The 17,178-nt window shown below is 75.1% G+C and carries 15 protein-coding genes and 1 pseudogene; 9 read left to right on the forward strand and 7 right to left on the reverse strand.

Translation table 11 applies throughout. The features are described 5' to 3' along the window. Positions 1-29: 29 nt before the first annotated feature. From AB0J86_RS07750 to AB0J86_RS07760, 3 genes are read left to right on the forward strand one after another with little or no spacing between them, the layout of a single operon-like run. On the forward strand, positions 30-368 hold the full coding sequence (locus AB0J86_RS07750) for a PadR family transcriptional regulator (RefSeq protein WP_363854156.1): 339 nt from the start codon (positions 30-32) through the stop codon (positions 366-368). After that, positions 365-1,192 (forward strand): ATP-binding cassette domain-containing protein, encoded by an 828-nt coding sequence (locus AB0J86_RS07755; protein ID WP_363854158.1) that lies wholly within the window; start codon positions 365-367, stop codon positions 1,190-1,192. The genes AB0J86_RS07750 and AB0J86_RS07755 overlap by 4 nt, the downstream gene beginning before the upstream one ends. Continuing rightward, positions 1,189-1,878, forward strand: coding sequence for a hypothetical protein (locus AB0J86_RS07760; protein WP_363854161.1), 690 nt, complete (start codon positions 1,189-1,191; stop codon positions 1,876-1,878). Before AB0J86_RS07755 ends, AB0J86_RS07760 begins: the two co-directional genes overlap by 4 nt. A 155-nt stretch (positions 1,879-2,033) precedes the next feature. On the opposite strand, the gene AB0J86_RS07765 is transcribed toward AB0J86_RS07760, so the two are convergent. Beyond that, the gene (locus AB0J86_RS07765) at positions 2,034-2,906 is read right to left on the reverse strand and encodes an oxidoreductase (RefSeq protein WP_363854164.1); all 873 of its coding nucleotides are present in this window, start codon (positions 2,904-2,906) and stop codon (positions 2,034-2,036) included. A 153-nt stretch (positions 2,907-3,059) separates the two neighbouring features. Between AB0J86_RS07765 and AB0J86_RS07770 the strand changes: the two genes are divergently transcribed. Beyond that, positions 3,060-3,626, forward strand: a complete 567-nt coding sequence (locus AB0J86_RS07770) for a TetR family transcriptional regulator (protein WP_363854167.1) — start codon at positions 3,060-3,062, stop codon at positions 3,624-3,626. Positions 3,627-3,710: 84 nt separating this feature from the next. Here the strand turns inward: AB0J86_RS07770 and AB0J86_RS07775 are convergent, their stop codons facing one another. Further along, positions 3,711-5,201, reverse strand: a complete 1,491-nt coding sequence (locus tag AB0J86_RS07775; RefSeq protein ID WP_363854170.1) for a glycoside hydrolase family 43 protein — start codon at positions 5,199-5,201, stop codon at positions 3,711-3,713. A 253-nt stretch (positions 5,202-5,454) separates the two neighbouring features. Between AB0J86_RS07775 and AB0J86_RS07780 the strand changes: the two genes are divergently transcribed. The 3 genes from AB0J86_RS07780 to AB0J86_RS07790 all read left to right on the forward strand — a co-directional run bounded on the left by AB0J86_RS07780 (position 5,455) and on the right by AB0J86_RS07790 (position 8,580). Then, positions 5,455-6,477, forward strand: coding sequence for a LacI family DNA-binding transcriptional regulator (locus tag AB0J86_RS07780; protein WP_363854761.1), 1,023 nt, complete (start codon positions 5,455-5,457; stop codon positions 6,475-6,477). Positions 6,478-6,892: 415 nt separating this feature from the next. Next, entirely contained in the window at positions 6,893-7,198 is a 306-nt protein-coding gene (locus AB0J86_RS07785; RefSeq protein ID WP_363854173.1) for a hypothetical protein, read from the forward strand. Positions 7,199-7,215: 17 nt separating this feature from the next. Continuing rightward, the gene (locus AB0J86_RS07790) at positions 7,216-8,580 is read left to right on the forward strand and encodes a cupin domain-containing protein (protein ID WP_363854176.1); all 1,365 of its coding nucleotides are present in this window, start codon (positions 7,216-7,218) and stop codon (positions 8,578-8,580) included. A gap of 240 nt (positions 8,581-8,820) precedes the next feature. Here AB0J86_RS07790 and AB0J86_RS07795 read toward each other — a convergent pair whose 3' ends face one another. Genes AB0J86_RS07795 through AB0J86_RS07810 form a run of 4 tightly spaced genes read right to left on the reverse strand, consistent with a single transcriptional unit; the run spans position 8,821 to position 13,366 of the window. After that, positions 8,821-9,468 carry a hypothetical protein gene (locus AB0J86_RS07795; protein WP_363854179.1) on the reverse strand — a complete coding sequence of 216 codons (648 nt, stop codon included), beginning with the start codon at positions 9,466-9,468 and terminating at the stop codon, positions 8,821-8,823. A gap of 41 nt (positions 9,469-9,509) precedes the next feature. After that, the gene (locus tag AB0J86_RS07800) at positions 9,510-12,227 is read right to left on the reverse strand and encodes an FtsK/SpoIIIE domain-containing protein (protein ID WP_363854182.1); all 2,718 of its coding nucleotides are present in this window, start codon (positions 12,225-12,227) and stop codon (positions 9,510-9,512) included. Continuing rightward, positions 12,220-13,098, reverse strand: a complete 879-nt coding sequence (locus AB0J86_RS07805; RefSeq protein ID WP_363854185.1) for a hypothetical protein — start codon at positions 13,096-13,098, stop codon at positions 12,220-12,222. The genes AB0J86_RS07800 and AB0J86_RS07805 overlap by 8 nt, the downstream gene beginning before the upstream one ends. 7 nt (positions 13,099-13,105) lie before the next feature. Next, complete coding sequence (locus AB0J86_RS07810; RefSeq protein ID WP_363854187.1) at positions 13,106-13,366, reverse strand: hypothetical protein; 261 nt, start codon at positions 13,364-13,366, stop codon at positions 13,106-13,108. 271 nt (positions 13,367-13,637) lie between these two features. Here AB0J86_RS07810 and AB0J86_RS07815 point away from each other — a divergent pair. Next, positions 13,638-14,030 (forward strand): annotated as a pseudogene (locus tag AB0J86_RS07815) (dihydrofolate reductase family protein); the annotation flags it as partial. A 76-nt stretch (positions 14,031-14,106) separates the two neighbouring features. On the opposite strand, the gene AB0J86_RS07820 reads toward AB0J86_RS07815, so the two are convergent. Next, a complete protein-coding gene (locus tag AB0J86_RS07820; protein ID WP_363854190.1) occupies positions 14,107-14,523 on the reverse strand; it encodes a hypothetical protein in 417 nt (138 codons plus the stop codon). Positions 14,524-14,611: 88 nt separating this feature from the next. Between AB0J86_RS07820 and AB0J86_RS07825 the strand changes: the two genes are divergently transcribed. Then, entirely contained in the window at positions 14,612-17,167 is a 2,556-nt protein-coding gene (locus AB0J86_RS07825; RefSeq protein ID WP_363854193.1) for an ATP-dependent Clp protease ATP-binding subunit, read from the forward strand. Positions 17,168-17,178: the final 11 nt, after the last annotated feature.

Consider the following 17,178-nt stretch of genomic DNA (forward strand, 5'->3'; position numbering starts at 1 on the left):
CCCGAGGGGACGGTGTTAGCTTGCCCGGCGTGGATGCCGAGCGGCGGGCGCAGTGGCTGCGCGGGGTGCTCGACCTGGCCGTCCTGGCGCTGCTCGCCCGGGGCGAGTCCTACGGCTATGAGCTGTCCCAGGCGCTGAAGGCGAGCGGGCTCGGCACGGTGCAGGGCGGCACGCTCTATCCGGTGCTGCTGCGGTTGCAGCGGGCCGGCCTGGTGAACGCGCACTGGCGGGAGGGCGCCTCCGGGCCGGCCCGCAAGTACTACCGGATCAGCGCGGCCGGCAGCGAGGCGCTGCGCGCGGCCGCGACCGACTGGACCGCCTTCGCGGGCAGCGTGGGCGCGATACTGAGAGAGGTGCCGAAGCCGTGAACCACGATGCCTGGCTCGCCGCCCTCGCCGGCGAGCTACGCCGGCACGGGGTGGGGCCCGACCTCACCGGACACGTGGTCGCCGAGGCGGCCACCCACCTGCGCGACAGCGGCGAGTCGCCGCTGCGGGTCTTCGGCCAGCCCGAGGCGTACGCCCGGGCCGTCGCCGACAGCCTCGGCGGGCCGGACCTGCGCCCGCCGCCCCGGCAGCCCGGCCCGGTACGCCTGGAGGCGCGCGGCATCAGCAAGCGCTACCGCCGGCAGCGGGTGCTGGACCGGGTGGACCTGACCGTACGGGCCGGCCAGATCGCGGCGGTGGTCGGCGCCAACGGCTCCGGCAAGAGCACCTTCCTGCGCGTCTGCGCCGGTCTGGTCAGTCCGGACGCCGGGACGGTACGGGTGCACGGCACGCTCGGCTACTGCCCCCAGGAGGGCGGTACGACCGAGTTCCTCGACCCCGACGAGCACTTCGTACTGGTCGGGGCCGGTCGGGAACTGTCCCGGGCGGACGCCCGCCGGGCCGGCCGGGCACACGCCACCGCGCTGGACTGGCGCCCGTCGGCCGGTACCCAGGCCCGGCACCTCTCGGGCGGGACCCGGCAGAAGCTGAACCTGGTGCTGGCCCGGCTCGGGGAGCCGGACGTGCTGCTGCTCGACGAGCCGTACCAGGGCTTCGACCGGGGCACCTACCTCGACTTCTGGCACGAGGTGTGGCGCTGGCGCGACGCCGGCAAGGCGATCGTCGTCGTCACGCACCTGCTCAACCAACTCGACCGCGTCGACATCGTGCTCGACCTGACCTCCGCCCGGGAGCCGGTGGCATGACCAAGACCCTCACGGTGGCCGAGGCCGCGCTGCGCGAACTGCTGCGCCGCCGTTCCGTGCTGCTGATCCTGCTGCTCCTGCCGCTCGCCTTCTACCTCAGCCGCCGGGGCGACCACCTCGGCCAGTCCATCCGCTTCGTCTGCCTCGGGCTGGGCTGGGCGCTGAGCACCGCCGCGCTCTTCGCCGGCAGCGCCGCGCGCGGCATCGAGCCCCGGCTGCGCCTCTCCGGGTACCGCAGCCGGCACCTGGTGGTCGGGCGGCTGCTCGCCCTCTGGGCCGTCGGCCTGCTGCTCTCCGCGCCGTACTTCGTGCTGATCCGCCTCGACCAGCACGACGTCCGGTACGGCGCCATCGCCCTGATCATGCTGCTGATGGTGGTCGTGGCGGCGCCGTTCGGGCTGGTGCTGAGCGCCGTGCTGCCCCGCGAACTGGAGGGGACGCTGGTGCTCCTCACGGTCGTCGGACTACAGATGATCATGGATCCGGCCAGCAGCTCCTCCCGGGTGCTGCCGTTCTGGTTCAGCCGGGAGATCGGCACCTACGCCATCGACCACACCGACGCGGGATACCTCAACCGGGGGCTGGGGCAGGGGATCGCCTTCGGCGTCGTCCTCACGGCGCTCTTCGCGCTCGCCGCGAGCGTACGGCTGCGTCAGCGCGGCCACCTGCGCGTCTCCCCGCGCTAGCCGCCCGCCCCTGCCCGCCCCGTCGTCTCCTGCCCGCCCCTGCCCGCCCGGTCGTCTCCCGCGTCGATCATGGAGTTGTGGTCGTCCGAACGTGGCGCATCGCGGCTTCTGTCGGCGCGACAACTCCATGATCGGCGGTGCGGGGTGCGGAGCGGTCAGGAGGTGTGGGCGAGCGGGTCGAGCTGTTCGGCGGTGACCTCCTCGTGGTCGGTGCTGACCGTCAACTCGCGCCACCGCGCGTCCGACTCGGCGCGGGCCCGGGCGACCGCCTCGGCGTACCGGAGCGCGTCGCTGCCGAGCAGCAGCCGTACCGGCGGCTCGTCGAGGTCGGCCACGGTCAGGACCACCTGGGCGACCTTCGCCGGGTCGCTGGTGGCGGTGCCCTGGCCGTGCCCGAGCATCCGGGCGATCGGGCCCACCGTGCTGTCGTACGCGTCGCCGACCGGGTGGATCGTCATCGAGGCGCCGCCCCAGTCGGTACGCATGCCGCCCGGTTCGAGCACCGTGACCCGTACGCCCAACGGGGCGACCTCCTGGGCGACCACCTCGGAGAAGCCGCCGACCGCCCACTTGGCGGCCTGGTACGCGGAGAGCCCGGGAGTCGCCATCCGTCCGCCCAGCGAGGACACCTGGATGATGTGCCCGGAGCCCTGCGCGCGCAGCACCGGCAGCGCCGCCCTGGTCACGTTGACCACCCCGAACAGGTTGGTCTCGACCTGCGCCCGGAAGTCGTCGGCGGCCATCTCCTCCAGCGCGGCGAGGTTGGCGTACCCGGCGTTGTTGACCACCACGTCCAGCCGGCCGAACGTCTCGACCGCCGCCCGTACCGCGGCGTCCGCGGCGGCGGCGTCCGTGACGTCCAGCGCGAACGGGCGCACCTGGTCGTCGCCGTACCGCTCGACGAGGTCGGCCAACTGCTCGGGGCGGCGGGCGGTGGCGACCAGCCGGTGACCGGCGGCGAGCACCGCCTCGGCGACGGCCCGGCCGAGACCGCGGGAGCTGCCGGTGACCAGGAAGACCTTCGACATGGAACCAGCCCTTCGAGAGGAATGTCCGGTCCGGCCCGGCGACGAGCTACGCGACGCGGGCCGGGTCCGTGCTGACTAACTAGATAGTTGAAGAGTGGCACGCGGACCGGGCGAGCGTCAACTATCCGGTTAGTCGCAGGTATGCTTCCCGCCATGGCAGGGGACGCGGAGGCGACGCGGCGGCGACTCATCGAGGCGGCCGCGGCCGAGTTCGCCGCGTACGGCATCGCCGGCGCCCGGGTGGACCGCATCGCCGCGGCGGCGCGCAGCAACAAGGCGCAGATCTACCACTACTTCGGCAGCAAGGACGGGCTCTTCGACGCGGTCTTCAACGCGCTGGTGGTGCGCGGTGTGCGCGAGGTGCCGATCGACGCCACCGACCTGCCCGAATACGCCGGCCGGCTCTTCGACTCGTACGAGCGGTACCCGAAGGTGGCCCGCCTCGCCGCCTGGTACCGGCTGGAGCGGCTCGACACCAAGCAGCCGCTGGAGCTGGTGCTCGCCAGCTACCGGGACAAGATCTCGGCGATCGAGCAGGCGCAGCGCGACGGCGCGGTGCCCGCGCACTGGGACCCGGTGGACCTGCTCGCGCTGGTCACGCACCTGGCCGCGCTCTGGACCGCGAACACGCCCGAGTTCACCACCCTGCTCGGCGACCGCTCCCGCGCGCACCGCCGCCGGGTGGTCACCGACGCCGTCGCGGCCCTGCTCGCCAGGTAGGCCGCAGGGGTGCGCGGCCCCGCTCGGCGACACGGCCCAACCGCACGGGTGGGCGGCACCGCGCGACTCAGTCGCCGCGGCGGCTCAGCCGTGGACCAGCTCCCGGTAGTCGTACCAGTCGACCTGGACCGTCCCGGCCGCCGCGTACGGGCCGATGACCCGGCCCGTGAACCCGCCGGCGACCTCGGTGGAGAGGTACCGACCGTCCAGCTCGGCGAGGGCCACGAACTCCCCGCTGCCGTCCTCGAAGCCGAGCCGGACCACGTCGGGCTCCTGGCGCGGATGGTCCATGCCGGGGCCGGAGGCCAGCGTCTCCACGCCCAGCACCACCGGCCCGTCGGGCACCCGCCGGGCGGCGACCCGCTGCGCCAGCGGACCGATCCGGGCCCGGACCCGTACCTCGCCGGGGACCAGTTCGACCGAGTAGTGGTGCTGCTCGTCGAGGCGTACCGCCAGACCACCGCGCCCCCGCGCGGCGTCGACCAGCGCGCGGACCCGGGCGTCGTGGTGCTCCTGGCGTCGGGCGACCAGGGTGACCGCCGGGTCGTCCAGCCCCCGCCCCCGGGCGTGCAGGGTGAGCCAGCCCGGCCGCTCGGCCAGCGAGACCGCCTCCGGCGGGCGGGAGCGCACCGAGACCCAGCGCGGGTGCAGCCGCGCCGAGTCGAAGTCGTCGCGGCTCGGCGCGGCCGGGCCGGTGGGCGGTACCGGCGGCGGTGCGGCCGAACCGATCTCCCCGATCACCGGCCAACCGTCCATCCAGGAGACCGGGGCCAGGAAGGTCTCCCGGCCGAGGACGTGCCAGCCGGGCGTGCCGCCGCGCGGGCGCGTGCCGAGCAGGACCAGCCACCACGAGCCGTCGGGCGCCTGGACCAGGTCGCCGTGCCCGGTGCTCTGCACGGGATGGTCGGTGCCGCGGTGGCTCAGGATCGGGTTGGCCGGACAGGGCTCGAACGGTCCGTCCGGGGCCGGGCCGCGGGCCACCGAGATGGCGTGCCCGCGCTCCGTGCCGCCCTCGGAGATGAGCAGGTACCAGTACGCGCCGACGCGGTAGAGGTGCGGCGCCTCCGGGTACCGCGCGCCGGGCGTACCGGACCAGATCCGGCGCGGTTTCTCCAGGGCCCAACCGCTGACCGGGTCGATCCGCGCCTGCTCGATGCCGGCGAAGGTGCACCAGCACCGGCCCTCCTCGTCCCAGGCGAGGTCGGGGTCGACGCCGGGGATCTCGGGCAGGAAGACCGGGTCCGACCAGGGCCCGGCCGGGTCCTCGGCCGTGACCAGCATCGTCCCGCCGTGCGGCACGCTCGCGGTGACCAGCCAGAACCGGCCGTCGTGGTGGCGCAGCGTGGGCGCGTAGATGCCGCCCGAGGAGGGGGTGCAGGCGGGGAGCGGGAGCTGACCGGGCCGGTCGAGGACGTTGCCGAGCTGCGTCCAGTGCACCAGATCGCGGCTGTGGAAGATCGGTACGCCCGGGAAGAACTCGAAGCTGGAACAGGCCAGGTAGTAGTCGTCGCCCACGCGGCAGACGCTCGGGTCCGGGTGACAGCCGGGGATGACCGGGTTGAAGAGGGCGGTCATCATCGGGCGGGAACGGGGGCGACGGGGGACGGGAGAGTCACCGACATGAGATTCCTCTCGGGGGTGACAATGTTCGCGGTGGCGGAAATTTTCCGGAACAGTTCCGTAACTTGGTTGGAACGCTAAGGGTCGTCCGGACGGGCCGTCAAGCCTGGAAACTGGGCGGGGTTGACGGCCGAAGCGCCGGCCGGTGCCGGATCGACCTCGAAAGTGTTTCGGCCGTAGGCTGGAAGCTTCGATGAAGGAGTTGCTCGTGACGGTCGACGAAGGACGCAGGATCACGATCACGGCGATCGCACAGGAGGCCGGGGTCTCCGTACCGACCGTCTCCCGGGTGCTCAACGGCCGCAACGACGTCGCGCCGCAGACCCGTGAGCGGGTGGAGGAACTGCTGCGTCGGCACGGCTACCGCCGCCGCGCCACCCGGGCCCGGGCCGGCGCCAGCCTGATCGACCTGGTCTTCAACGACCTGGACAGCCCCTGGGCGGTCGAGATCATCCGCGGGGTCGAGGACGTGGCGCACGCCGCCGGGGTCGGTACCGTCGTCTCGGCCATCCACCGGCGCTCCACCTCCACCCGCCAGTGGCTGCAGAACCTGCGTACCCGCGCGACGGACGGGGTGATCCTGGTCAGCAGCGACCTCGCCCCGCCGGTGCACGCCGAACTGCGCCGGCTCAACGTCCCGATGGTCCTGGTCGACCCGGCCGGGGTGCCGAGCCTGGACATCCCCACCATCGGCGCCACCAACTGGGCCGGCGGGCTGCGCGCGACCGAGCACCTCCTCTCGCTCGGGCACCGCCGGATCGGGCTGATCGCCGGACCGCCGCGCCTGCTCTGCAGCCGGGCCCGCCTCGACGGGTGCCGGGCCGCGCTGGAGGCCGCCGGGGTGCCGCTCCCCGAGGAACTGGTGATGCCCGGCGACTTCTACCACGAGTCCGGCTTCTCCGGTGCCACGGCCATGTTGGACCTGCCCGAGCCGCCCACGGCGATCTTCGCCTCCAGCGACCAGATGGCGTTCGGGGCGTACGAGGCGGTCCGCCGGCGCGGGCTGCGCGTCCCCGACGACATCAGCGTGGTGGGCTTCGACGACCTGCCCGAGGCGCGGTGGGCCTCCCCGCCGCTGACCACCGTCCGCCAGCCGCTGGCCGAGATGGGCCTGCTCGCGGCCCGTACCGTGCTCCGCCTCGCGCAGGGGGAGCCGGTGGAGACGCCTCGGGTCGAACTCTCCACCGATCTCGTGGTGCGCGACAGCACCGCCCCGCCGGCCAACCGCTGAACCCGGCCGGCCGACGTTCTTACCGGGAGATTTCCGGTACTCCATTGACGCGTCGATCCGAGGACGCCAATACTTGGGAACGCTCCCAAAGAAATTGGTACCCCGGGGCCCGCTGCGGGTCGGCGCGTAGCGGGCCCCGTTCCGAGCGAACCTTCCTCGACCCGTTCCCTCCCGGCTCCCCAACCGCACCTCCCGCCCCACCGCACCGCCCCCACCCCGGCCGCCGCGTCCGCGCGCCGCCGGCCTCAGCCGCGCCTTGCCGGCCTCGCCTGCGCCTTGCCTGCCGTGCGGCGCTCGTCGTCGGCGGCGACGTCCGGTCCGCACCGCCGGGTTAGACGTGATCGTGCACGGGGTACCAGGCCAGGCATGACGCCCGAGCAGACCGAATCCGGGCGCGGGAGCCTAGGGAGCGTCCATGCGACTCGATGATGACGACATCCGTTCGACCGGTGGCGGTTCGGCGGAGGGTCCGGCCGACGGTGGTGCCACGCCGGGCCAGCATGACGGTGGCGCGGACGGTTCGGCCGAGGGGCCGGCCGACGGGGGTGCGACCCCGGGCCAGCATGACGGTGGCGCCGACGGTTCCGCGGAGGGTCCGGCCGACGGGGGTGCGACCCCGGGCCAGCATGACGGCGGCGCCGACGGTTCGGCCGAGGGCCCGGCCGACGGCGGCGCGACCCCCGGTGTGCGCGACGGCGGCGCCGACGGCGCGGCCCGTTGACCGGTCGGCGAGCCGAGATGACGAGCGACACGCCGGGCGGCCCGCGCCGCCCGGCGTCCGCCACGACCGGGGCGGAGAGCGGCATCAGCCCCGGCCGCGACGACCGTGCCGCGGGCGGAGTCGCCTCGCCCCTGGGCGCGAACGCCCTGGCCCGCTGCGTGGCCGTCGAGCCGGCGAAGTTCGCCACCGCCCACTGGGGGCGTACGCCGCTGCTCTCCCGCGCCGCCGAACTCGGCAACCCGCTGGGCTTCACCGACCTGCTCAGCCCGGACGACGCCGACGAACTGCTCAGCCGGCGCGGTCTGCGTACCCCGTTCCTGCGCGTGGCCAAGGACGGACAGCTGCTGCCGGCGGCGCGGTACACCGGTTCCGGCGGCTCCGGCGCCGAGATCGGCGACCAGGTCCTCGACGAGCGGGTCCTCGACCTGTACGCCGGCGGCGCCACGCTGGTGCTGCAGGGCCTGCACCGCAACTGGCCGCCGCTGGTCGACTTCGCGCGCGAACTCGGCGCCGCCCTCGGACAGCCGTTGCAGGTCAACGCGTACCTGACCCCGGCCGGCAGCCAGGGGTTCGCCACCCACTACGACACCCACGACGTCTTCGTGCTCCAGGTGGCCGGCCGCAAGCACTGGCGGATCCACGAGCCGGTGCTGCCCGACCCGCTGGAGCGCCAGCCGTGGGGCGGTCGCGCCGACGAGGTCTCGGCCGTCGCCGAGGGGCCGCCCGCGTTGGACGTGACGCTGGCCCCGGGCGACGCGCTCTACCTGCCGCGCGGCTGGCTGCACAGCGCCCAGGCGCAGGAGGAGAGTTCGCTGCACCTCACCGTCGGAATCCGGGCCATGACCCGGTACGCGCTGGTCGAGACGCTGCTGGAGCTGGCCGCCACCGATCGTCGGCTGCGCGCCTCGCTGCCGTACGGGCTGGACGTGGCCGACGCCGACCAGGTCGAGCCCGAGCTGACCGAGACCGTCGAGGCGCTGCGCGACTGGCTGGTACGCGCCGACCCCGTCGCCGTGGCCGCGCGGCTGCGCGAGCGGGCCTTTCCCGCGTCCCGGCCGGCGCCGATCCGCCCCCTGGCGCAGGCGCGGGCCATCGCGGAACTCGACGCGCGGACCCCGATCGCCCCGCGCGCCGGCCTGCGCTGGCAACTCGACGACGAGAGTTCCGGCGACGGGCCCGGCGACGCCGCCGGTGCCGGCCGGGTCGTGCTCCGCGTCTTCGACCGTACGGTCAGCTTCCCCGGCCAGTGCCGCCCGGCGCTGCGGGCGCTGCTGCGCGGCGAGGTGGGCCGCGTCGGCGACCTGCCCGGTCTCGACACCGACGAGGACCGGATCGTGCTCGCTCGCCGCCTGCTCCGCGAAGCCGTCGCCGTCACCCCCTGACCCGCCGCGCCGCCAACCGCCCGGACGCCGAGCCGCCGGACGGGGCGGCCACGGCCGCGCGAGCGGCGGCGGGCGCCGAGCCGGGGGAGGGCTGGACGGCCACGAGCGGCGGACGGGCGCCCGGCCGGAGGGGTTGGGGGCGGATCGCCCGCGACGGGATCAAGCGTGACCGCCCAGAGCGGGTGATCCGCCCCCAACCCCCACCACCGCGAGCCGCGAGCGCGACCCGCGAACCAGCGCTCAGCGCACGAGCGCGAAGAGCAGCCCGGTGGTGACCAGCCCCGCCGCCACCACCACCGCCACCGGACGGGGACCGAGCGCGGCGTGCCGCCGGTCGGCGAGCAGCTTCGCCGGCGCCAACCCGACGAACGGCCCGAGCAGCGCCACCACCAGCGCCAGCACCGGCATCCCCACCGCCAGGTCGCCGCCGTACCGGTCGCCGACCAGCCGCGCCCCGGCGCCCAGGGCGTACGCGGCCGCCGCGCCGAGCACCCCGAAGAGCACCAGCAGCGGGTTCGTCGAGCCGGGTAGCTCCTCGGGCCGCTTGGCGCGCTCGATCAGCTCGCGTACCCCGTCCAGCAGCGTGACCGGCGCGGCCGTGGCCCCGGGCGCCGGGGCCGGCGGGTCACCCAGCCGCCCGGCCGCGCCGAGCCGGCTGCGGAACAGCTGCCACAGGTGGGCGGCCTCGGCGTCCACCGCCTCGACCTCCTCCGTGGCGGCCGCCACCTCCTCCTCGGCCCGGCGTACGGCCTCCGTCGCGGCGCGCACCGCCCGGTCGGCGGCGGCGCACTGGTCGGCGTACCAGGTCTCCGCCTCGGCGCGCTGGGCCTCCACCCGGGCCGTCAGCTCGGCCAACTGCCGGATCAGCGCCGGGTACGACTCGCTCATCTGGCCCGCCCAATCGGATCGTGCGGCCGACTCCGCGGGGCTCACGCGGACGGCCCGTACGGGATGATCACCTGTCCGGTGCGGTGCACCGCCCGGTCGAAGTAGAGCCCCCGCCAGGGCCGGGGATACCAGTCCGGCCCGCCGGTGCCCGGGTACAGCGACGAGGTCAGCTCCGCGCCCTGCACGTCCAGCGCCACCCAGGCGCCGATCTGGTCGGTACGCGACGCCGGCCCGCCCAGGTCGGCGCGCATCCGGGCGACCCCGCGCCACCAGGCGAGCACGTGGGTGCGCCGCTCCGGCCCGTTGTGCAGGACGTGCCGCAGGTGCTCCAGCCCGGAGCGCTGGCCGGCCCGCGCCGCCAGCTTGCCGGCCGCCGCGTCCACGGCGAAGAGGAGCAGGTAGTGCGGTTGGCCGGGGGTGGCGCCCGCGCCGAGCCCGGTGGCCGTCTCGGCCATCAGCTCGCCGACGGTCTCCTCGTCGTACCAGGCGGCGTCGGCGCCGAGCGCGTCGTAGAGCGCCCGGGCGGCGGTGTCCGCGTCCGGATCGAGGCAGGCGATCGAGAACCGGGCGGTGCCGGGCGCGTGCTGCCGGTGCAGCGAGCGGGCCGCCGCGTCGAGGATCGCGCACGCCTCGTCGACCCGGGTACCGAGCACCGCGAGGTTGCGTCCGGGCGCCCGGGGCAGCCGCATCCCCGCCGACCGCGCCTGCACGTCGATGATCTCGCCGAGCAGCGCGACCGGTCCCCGGGCGCCGCCGGCCGCCCGCGCCGCGCCCGGCTCGCCCGCCCCGGACGCCTCGCCCGGTCGCAGCGCCACGAAGTCGGGCGCGTCGGCCAGCCGGGGGATCGCGTCACCGTCGAAGAGCCGGGCCGGGGCGGCGTCCTGCGGACGCATCCGCCACAGCCGGTGTTGCAGCTCGCTCCAGGTGCCCCAGTCGCTGGCCGACGGGATCCGGGCCACCTGGTTCCCCTCGGCCATCCCCGACTCGGCGTTGACGACGGCGTGGTGCCGGGGCAGGGACTGGGCCGCGTCGTTGCGCTCGGCCAGGATCCGCAGCGCCTTGGGCAGCGCGATGCGGAGGGTGAACTGGGCGACCAGCGCCGGGCGGCCCCAGAGCGCCTCGATGCCCCGTACGTCCTGCGAGGCGAGCACCAGGTGGATGCCCTGCGACCGACCCCGGCGGGCCAGGTCCTCCAGCAGGTCGGCGGCCTCCCGGGCGACCGCGTCCCGCCCGGCGAGCAGCATCTGGAACTCGTCGACGACCGCGACGATGCGCGGCCAGCGGCCCTGCGGGTCGACCGCCCGCAGCTCGGAGAGCTTGGTGACCTCGTGCCGCTTGGCCGCGTCCGCCCGGCGGCGCAGCTCCTCGGCGAGGAAGCGCAGCAGCGCCAGCCCGAACTCGCGGTCGGTGTTGACGTTGATGCCGACCAGGCGCATGTGCGGCAGCCAGCTCGGGTCGCGCCGGCCCTGGGCGAACCGGGCGAAGGAGACGCCCTCCTTGAAGTCGAGCAGGTAGAACTCCAGCTCGGCGGGGGAGTAGCGGGCGGCCAGCGCGCCGATCCAGGCGAAGATCAGGTTTGTCTTGCCGGTGCCGGACGGACCGCCGATCAGCGCGTGCGGGGGATAGTCGCCGAGGGTCAGCAGCACCGGCCGACCCTGCGGACCGTCCCCGATCGGCGCGGTCAGGCCGGTCGCCGAGCTCTCCCGCCAGAGCTGGTCGTCCGGCGGGAGCAGGTCGGTGAAGGGGGTCGGCGGCGGTCCGGCGGCCACCTCGGCCGCGACCTGCCGGCTCGTCTCGGTGACCAGGCCGGGCGGGGGCGGGGGGTCCAGGCGTACCGGCAGGCCGGCGACGCCGCCCAGCCGGGTCCCGCCGGCACCGACCACCACCCGCTCGACGGCCGGTTCGTCGGGCAGCGCGATGCCGCGTACCACGAGGTGCACGCCGCAGGCCGGTCCGGTGCGGACCACCCGGTCGAGCTGGCCGCGCTCGTGGCGGGAGAGTTCGTCGCCGCCGAGCAGGACCGCGACCCGCCACGGTTCGGGGCGCCGCCCGGTCGCGGCGGCCAGCTCCCGCAGCGACCCGTGCTCGCCGGCGAGCACGGTCTCGTTGATCCGCCGGATCTGGTCGACCAGGTCGTCCAGGAGCCGACCCAGCCCGCCAGGGCCCACGAAGGTCAGCAGCCCGGCGGTGGAGAGCGGGGCGAAGCCGGCCAGCCCGCCGCCGAGGTGCTCCGGGTCGTAGCCGATCAGCCGTACCGCGCCGGGCCCGGCCCGCCCCACGGCCCGCAGCAGCAGGGCGGAGACGACGCTGTCGCAGCCGGCCCGGTCGTCGCCGGAGACGTGTACGTGCCCCCGGTCGAGCAGCGGCACCAGCGCGGGAACCGGATCGGTACCGGGCAGCGGTACCACGCCGATGCGCAGGGCGCCCGGGGGCTCGCCGCGTACCGCCGGGGTGGGCCGCCACTGCGACCAGGACGCGCCGGCGGCGCCGGGGGCCTCCTGCTCGGCCGCCTTCGCGGCGCGGCGGGCCAGCGTGGCGATCTGCTCGGCGTACCGGTCGTTGATCTCGTCGAGCCGACGGTCCCGTTCCGCGCCGACCCGCTCCGGCACCCGCCGCGCGGCCTGCCGGGTGCGGGTCAGCCGGGTCTGGGCCGCGTCCAGTTCGGAGCGGGCCGCGGCCAGCCGTCCGCGGGTGGCGCCGAGCGCGTGCGACAGCATGCCGCGGACCCGGACGGCGAGCTGGGTCCGTACGTCAGGCATGGGGCTCCCGGGAGGTGGTGATGACCGTACGGGCGTCGCCGCCGACGCGGTCCAGCAGCAGTCCGGTGAGGACCCCCGCGGCGACCGCGGGATCGGCCGGATGCGGCTGCTCCGGCGGGTTGCGCCCGTTGTCCTCGCGCCGGGGCGGCGGCATCCGGCACAGCCGGGTCAGCAGCGTCTCGAGCACCCCCGGGGGCAGCCCGGGGAGCAGGTCGCGTACCCGGTTGTCGACGGCGCGCCGCAGCTGGGGCAGGTCGTCGGCGCGCGGCGGGTGACCCAGCATCCTGGTGGCGAGTTCGCGCAGCACGGGCGGGGCGACGGCGGCCAGGTCGAGCCCGACGTTGGCGTCCACCCCGCGCAGTTCGGCGTGCAGCCGCCCCCGGTCCCCGGAGCGGACGTTGGTGGCGACGCGGCGCAGCAGTTCCTCGGGGTCGGTGACCCGGCCGTCGGGCTTGTCGGACGGCGTGTCCCGCCCGCCGGTCAGCTCGGCGACCCGTACCGACCACCACCGCCGTACCGTCGGCGCCTCGGTCGGCTCGGGTTCCGGCGCGGTCGGGTCGACCGGCGGCTCGTCCACGATCCGGTCCGGCTCGGCCCGCCGGGCGGCGGCGCCGTCGCCGGTCAGGCCGATGGCGGCCAGGTACGTGGCGAGCTGGTCCTGCGCGACGCGCAGCGTGTGTCCGGCGCTCTCGGCGTGCTCCAGGGCGGCGGAGAGCTCCGGCACGCCCATCGGGTCCGCCGACTCCTGGCGCACCCAGCGCAGCCGGTCGGAGGCCTGCCGCAGGTGGTCCAGCGCGGTCATCAGCAGCCCGACCGGCAGCTCGTCGGCGGCCGACCGGACCTGCGCACCCAGCTCCTCGACGATGGACATCGGCGGCTCAGAGCGTCGCGACGTACTGCTGTGCCTGCTCCACCGCGGAGAGGGTGGCGGCGAGGCACTCCTCCAGCTCCTGGGCGGCCTGCGAGAGCGAGGCCTGTGCCGCGGTGACTGTCTCGTGCCCGCTGCCCTCCAGCGCGCCGGCGAGGGTCTGCTGCGCCTCGGCGAGCTTCTCGCTGGCCGCCTGTACCGCGGCCTGACCGTCGCCGATCTGCTGGAGCGCGGCGTCGATGGCGGACTTCAGCTCGGCGACGCTCGCCACGATGGAACCTCCTGGGGGCGGGGAGGGCTCTATTAGAGCCTATCCCCAACCGGATGGCCGGGTCAGTAGCCGGCGAGTCGGTCAACGGGAATGAGCCGGGCATGAAACCGGCATCCCCACCGGCCCGCCCGGTGCTCGGCTCAGCCCCCGCCGGACCCGCCGTCCGGGCGGGCCCGCCCGGTGCCCGGATCAGCCCGCGTCGGCCCCGCCGTCCGGGCCGCCCGCGCCCCCGCTGCGCGCCGCGGTCGGGCTGACGGAGACGCCGAACGCCCGCTTCGACACCGTGCTGATGGGCCGGGGCAGCTACGACCCGGCCCGCAAGGAGGGGATCGCCAGCCCGTACGCCCACCTCACCCAGTACGTCTTCAGCCGCTCGCTGCCGCCCGCGCCGGAGTGCGGGGTGGAGATCGTCGCCGGCGACCCGGTCGGCTTCGTCCGCGACCTCAAGCGGCGCGAGGGGGGCGACATCTGGCTCTGCGGCGGTGGTCAGCTCGCCGGCCAGCTCCTTCCGGAGATCGACGAGTTCGTGGTCAAGCTCAACCCGGTCCTGGTCGGCCGCGGCGTCCCGCTGGTGGACCGGGAGTTCGACCCGAGCCGGTTCGCCCTGGTCGAGGCGCGCCCGTTCGACAGTGGCGTGGTGGTGCTGCGCTACCGCCGGGCGTAGCGCCCCCGCCCGTCGCCCCCGCCCGTCGATCTAGGGCAAATCGTTGTGATTGGAGATCAAACAACGCTGATTTGCCCTAGATCGACGGTGGTGGTGTGGCGGCGGTCGGCGGGTCCGGGCGCAGCCAGCGCGGGCCGCGTACCTCGGCGCCGAGCGCCGCCACCCGTTCCCGCAGCTCCCGGTCGGCCGTCACCACCACGACCCGGTCCCGGTGCCCCGCCTCGGCGCGGACCAGCTCGACGATCGCGTCGTCGCCGGAGCGGGGCGCCGCGAGCACCCGTACGTCGTCGGTCGCCGGCACGTGTCGGGCCGCGCCCTCGACCACCAGCGTGACCTCGACGGGCGGCGGCAGCCCCGGCCGGCCGGTACGGGCGATCGGCGCCAGGTCGTCGCGGAGCCGGGCGGTCGCCCCGGCCCGGTCCCGCCACCAGCCGTCCGGCCGGGATCCCACGACATTGGCGGCGTCGACCACGAGCAGCGGCTCCGAATCCATGCGCCCCAGCGTGCCACCCGGGCACGTTTGTCGGGCCGGGCGCCGGGTAGCCCACGCCGACCGTGTCGCGCCCGTCGAGGGAGAGATCATGACGCAGGGACCGGGTGATTTCGGCGTCGACCCGTGGGACGAGTTCCTGGCCCGCTACTTCGGGCGCGGCGAGGGACGTCGGCCGATGCACCGGGTGGACATCACCCGGCTGATGACCGCCGACGCCCGGGAACTGCTCGCCGACGCGGCCCGCCGGGCCGGGCAGGCGGGCAGCAACGACCTGGACACCGACCACCTGCTCTGGGCGGCGCTGCAACGCGAGTCCCTGCGCGACCTGCTCCGCCGGGCCGGTGCCGACCCGGACGCCCTGTTCAACGCGCTCGGCGGCCCGGCGGAGGGCGAACCGGCCCCGCGCGGCGAGCTGCCCGGCAACCTCTCGCTCACCCCGGCCGCCAAGCGGGCCCTGCTCGACGCGCACCAGCTCTCCCGCGCGATGGGCGCCTCGTACATCGGTCCGGAGCACATCCTGATGGCGTTGCCGCTCAACCCAGAGTCGCCGGCCGGGCGGATGATGGCCGCCGGCCGGATCGGGCCGCAGGCGTTGCAGTCGGCGAGCCAGCAGCGCGGGCGGATCACCGCGCCCGCGCCGGACCGGGGTACGCCGACGCTGGACCAGTTCGGGCAGGACCTCACCGAGCTGGCCCGGGCGGACGAGATCGATCCCGTGATCGGTCGGGCCGACGAGATCGAGCAGGCCGTGGAGATCCTGTCCCGGCGTACCAAGAACAACCCGGTGCTGATCGGCGAGGCGGGCGTCGGCAAGACCGCGATCGTCGAGGGGCTCGCCGAGCGCATCGCCGACGGGGACGTGCCCCGTACGCTGCTCGGCAAGCGCGTGATCCAGCTCGACCTGGCCGGCCTGGTCGCCGGTACCCGCTACCGGGGCGACTTCGAGGAGCGGGTCAAGAAGGTCATCGACGAGATCCGCTCCCAGGGCGACAACCTCATCGTCTTCCTCGACGAGCTGCACACCCTGGTCGGGGCGGGCGGCGCCGGCGCCGAGGGCGGGATGGACGCCAGCAACATGCTCAAGCCCGCGCTGGCCCGCGGGGAGCTGCGGGTGATCGGCGCGACCACGCTCAACGAGTACCGGCGCAACATCGAGAAGGACGCGGCGCTGGCCCGACGGTTCCAGCCGGTCCTGGTGCCCGAGCCCACGGTCGACGACACGGTGGCGATCCTGCGCGGGCTGCGCGACCGGTACGAGGCGCACCACCAGGTCCGCTTCACCGACGAGGCGCTGGTCGCCGCGGCCGAACTCTCCGACCGGTACATCACCGACCGGTTCCTGCCGGACAAGGCGATCGACCTGCTCGACCAGGCCGGTGCCCGGGTCCGGCTGCGCACCCGTACCCCGGCCGGGGACGTGCGCGACCTGGAACGCGAGCTGGAGGAGGTGCAGCGGGACAAGGACCAGGCGGTCGCGCACGAGCAGTACGAACGCGCCTCCTCGCTGCGCGACCGGATCCAGCAGGTGCAGCGGCGTATCGAGCAGGCCCGCGGCGACGGCGGCCCGGAGGAGGTGCCCCAGGTCCGGCAGGAGGAGATCGCCGAGGTGGTCTCCCGCGCCACCGGCATCCCGGTCGCCCAGCTCACCGAGGAGGAGCGGGACCGGCTGCTGCGCCTGGAGGGCCACCTGCACGAGCGGGTGATCGGGCAGGACGACGCGGTCAACGCGGTGGCCGAGGCGGTGCGGCGGTCCCGTACCGGCCTGGCCGACCCGGACCGGCCGATGGGCAGCTTCCTCTTCCTCGGCCCGACGGGCGTGGGCAAGACCGAACTGGCCCGCGCGCTGGCCGAGGCGCTCTTCGGCGAGTCCGACCGGATGGTGCGGCTGGACATGAGCGAGTTCCAGGAACGGCACACGGTGAGCCGGCTGGTCGGCGCGCCGCCCGGCTACGTCGGGTACGAGGAGGCGGGCCAGCTGACCGAGGCGGTGCGCCGCCGCCCGTACGCGGTGGTGCTGCTCGACGAGATCGAGAAGGCGCACCCGGACGTCTTCAACATCCTGCTCCAGGTGCTCGACGAGGGGCGGCTCACCGACAGCCAGGGCCGTACCGTCAACTTCCGCAACACCGTACTGATCATGACGAGCAACCTCGGCTCCGAGCTGATCACGGGTACCCAGCGCAGCGTCGGGTTCGGCGCCGACGGCGGCGGCGAGGGGGAGAGCAGCGAACTGCGCGAGCGGCTGATGCGCCGGCTCCAGGAGAGCTTCCGCCCCGAGTTCCTCAACCGGATCGACGAGATCATCATCTTCCGGCGGCTGGAGACCGAGCAGCTGCGCCGGATCACCGGGCTGCTGCTGGAGGAGACCCGGCGCCGCCTGCACTCGCAGGACATCACCGTGGAGTTCACCGAGGCCGGGGTGGACTGGATCGCCGAGCACGGGCACCAGCCGGAGTTCGGCGCCCGCCCGCTGCGCCGGACCATCCAGCGGGAGGTGGACAACCGCCTCTCCCGGATGCTGCTCGACGGTTCGATCTCGCCCGGCCAGCGGGTGGTGGTCGACGCCCGCGCCGACGCGCTCGCCTTCGACGTCTCCGGCGACCCCGCCCACCCCCGCCCCACGGCCTCCGCCTCGGCGGTCTGAGAGGAGCCCGA

The sequence above is a fragment of the Micromonospora sp. NPDC049559 genome (assembly GCF_040676675.1).
In the GTDB taxonomy this organism is placed as follows: domain Bacteria; phylum Actinomycetota; class Actinomycetes; order Mycobacteriales; family Micromonosporaceae; genus JBFAPK01.

What these genes read in the sequence shown, in the direction of transcription:
- AB0J86_RS07760 (WP_363854161.1), top strand. Translation starts at nt 1,189, where the DNA reads ATGACCAAGACCCTCACGGTGGCCGAGGCCGCGCTGCGCGAACTGCTG.
- AB0J86_RS07765 (WP_363854164.1), bottom strand. Translation starts at nt 2,906, where the DNA reads ATGTCGAAGGTCTTCCTGGTCACCGGCAGCTCCCGCGGTCTCGGCCGG.
- AB0J86_RS07770 (WP_363854167.1), top strand. Translation starts at nt 3,060, where the DNA reads ATGGCAGGGGACGCGGAGGCGACGCGGCGGCGACTCATCGAGGCGGCC.
- AB0J86_RS07775 (WP_363854170.1), bottom strand. Translation starts at nt 5,201, where the DNA reads ATGACCGCCCTCTTCAACCCGGTCATCCCCGGCTGTCACCCGGACCCG.
- AB0J86_RS07785 (WP_363854173.1), top strand. Translation starts at nt 6,893, where the DNA reads ATGCGACTCGATGATGACGACATCCGTTCGACCGGTGGCGGTTCGGCG.
- AB0J86_RS07790 (WP_363854176.1), top strand. Translation starts at nt 7,216, where the DNA reads ATGACGAGCGACACGCCGGGCGGCCCGCGCCGCCCGGCGTCCGCCACG.
- AB0J86_RS07795 (WP_363854179.1), bottom strand. Translation starts at nt 9,468, where the DNA reads ATGAGCGAGTCGTACCCGGCGCTGATCCGGCAGTTGGCCGAGCTGACG.
- AB0J86_RS07800 (WP_363854182.1), bottom strand. Translation starts at nt 12,227, where the DNA reads ATGCCTGACGTACGGACCCAGCTCGCCGTCCGGGTCCGCGGCATGCTG.
- AB0J86_RS07805 (WP_363854185.1), bottom strand. Translation starts at nt 13,098, where the DNA reads ATGTCCATCGTCGAGGAGCTGGGTGCGCAGGTCCGGTCGGCCGCCGAC.
- AB0J86_RS07820 (WP_363854190.1), bottom strand. Translation starts at nt 14,523, where the DNA reads ATGGATTCGGAGCCGCTGCTCGTGGTCGACGCCGCCAATGTCGTGGGA.
- AB0J86_RS07825 (WP_363854193.1), top strand. Translation starts at nt 14,612, where the DNA reads ATGACGCAGGGACCGGGTGATTTCGGCGTCGACCCGTGGGACGAGTTC.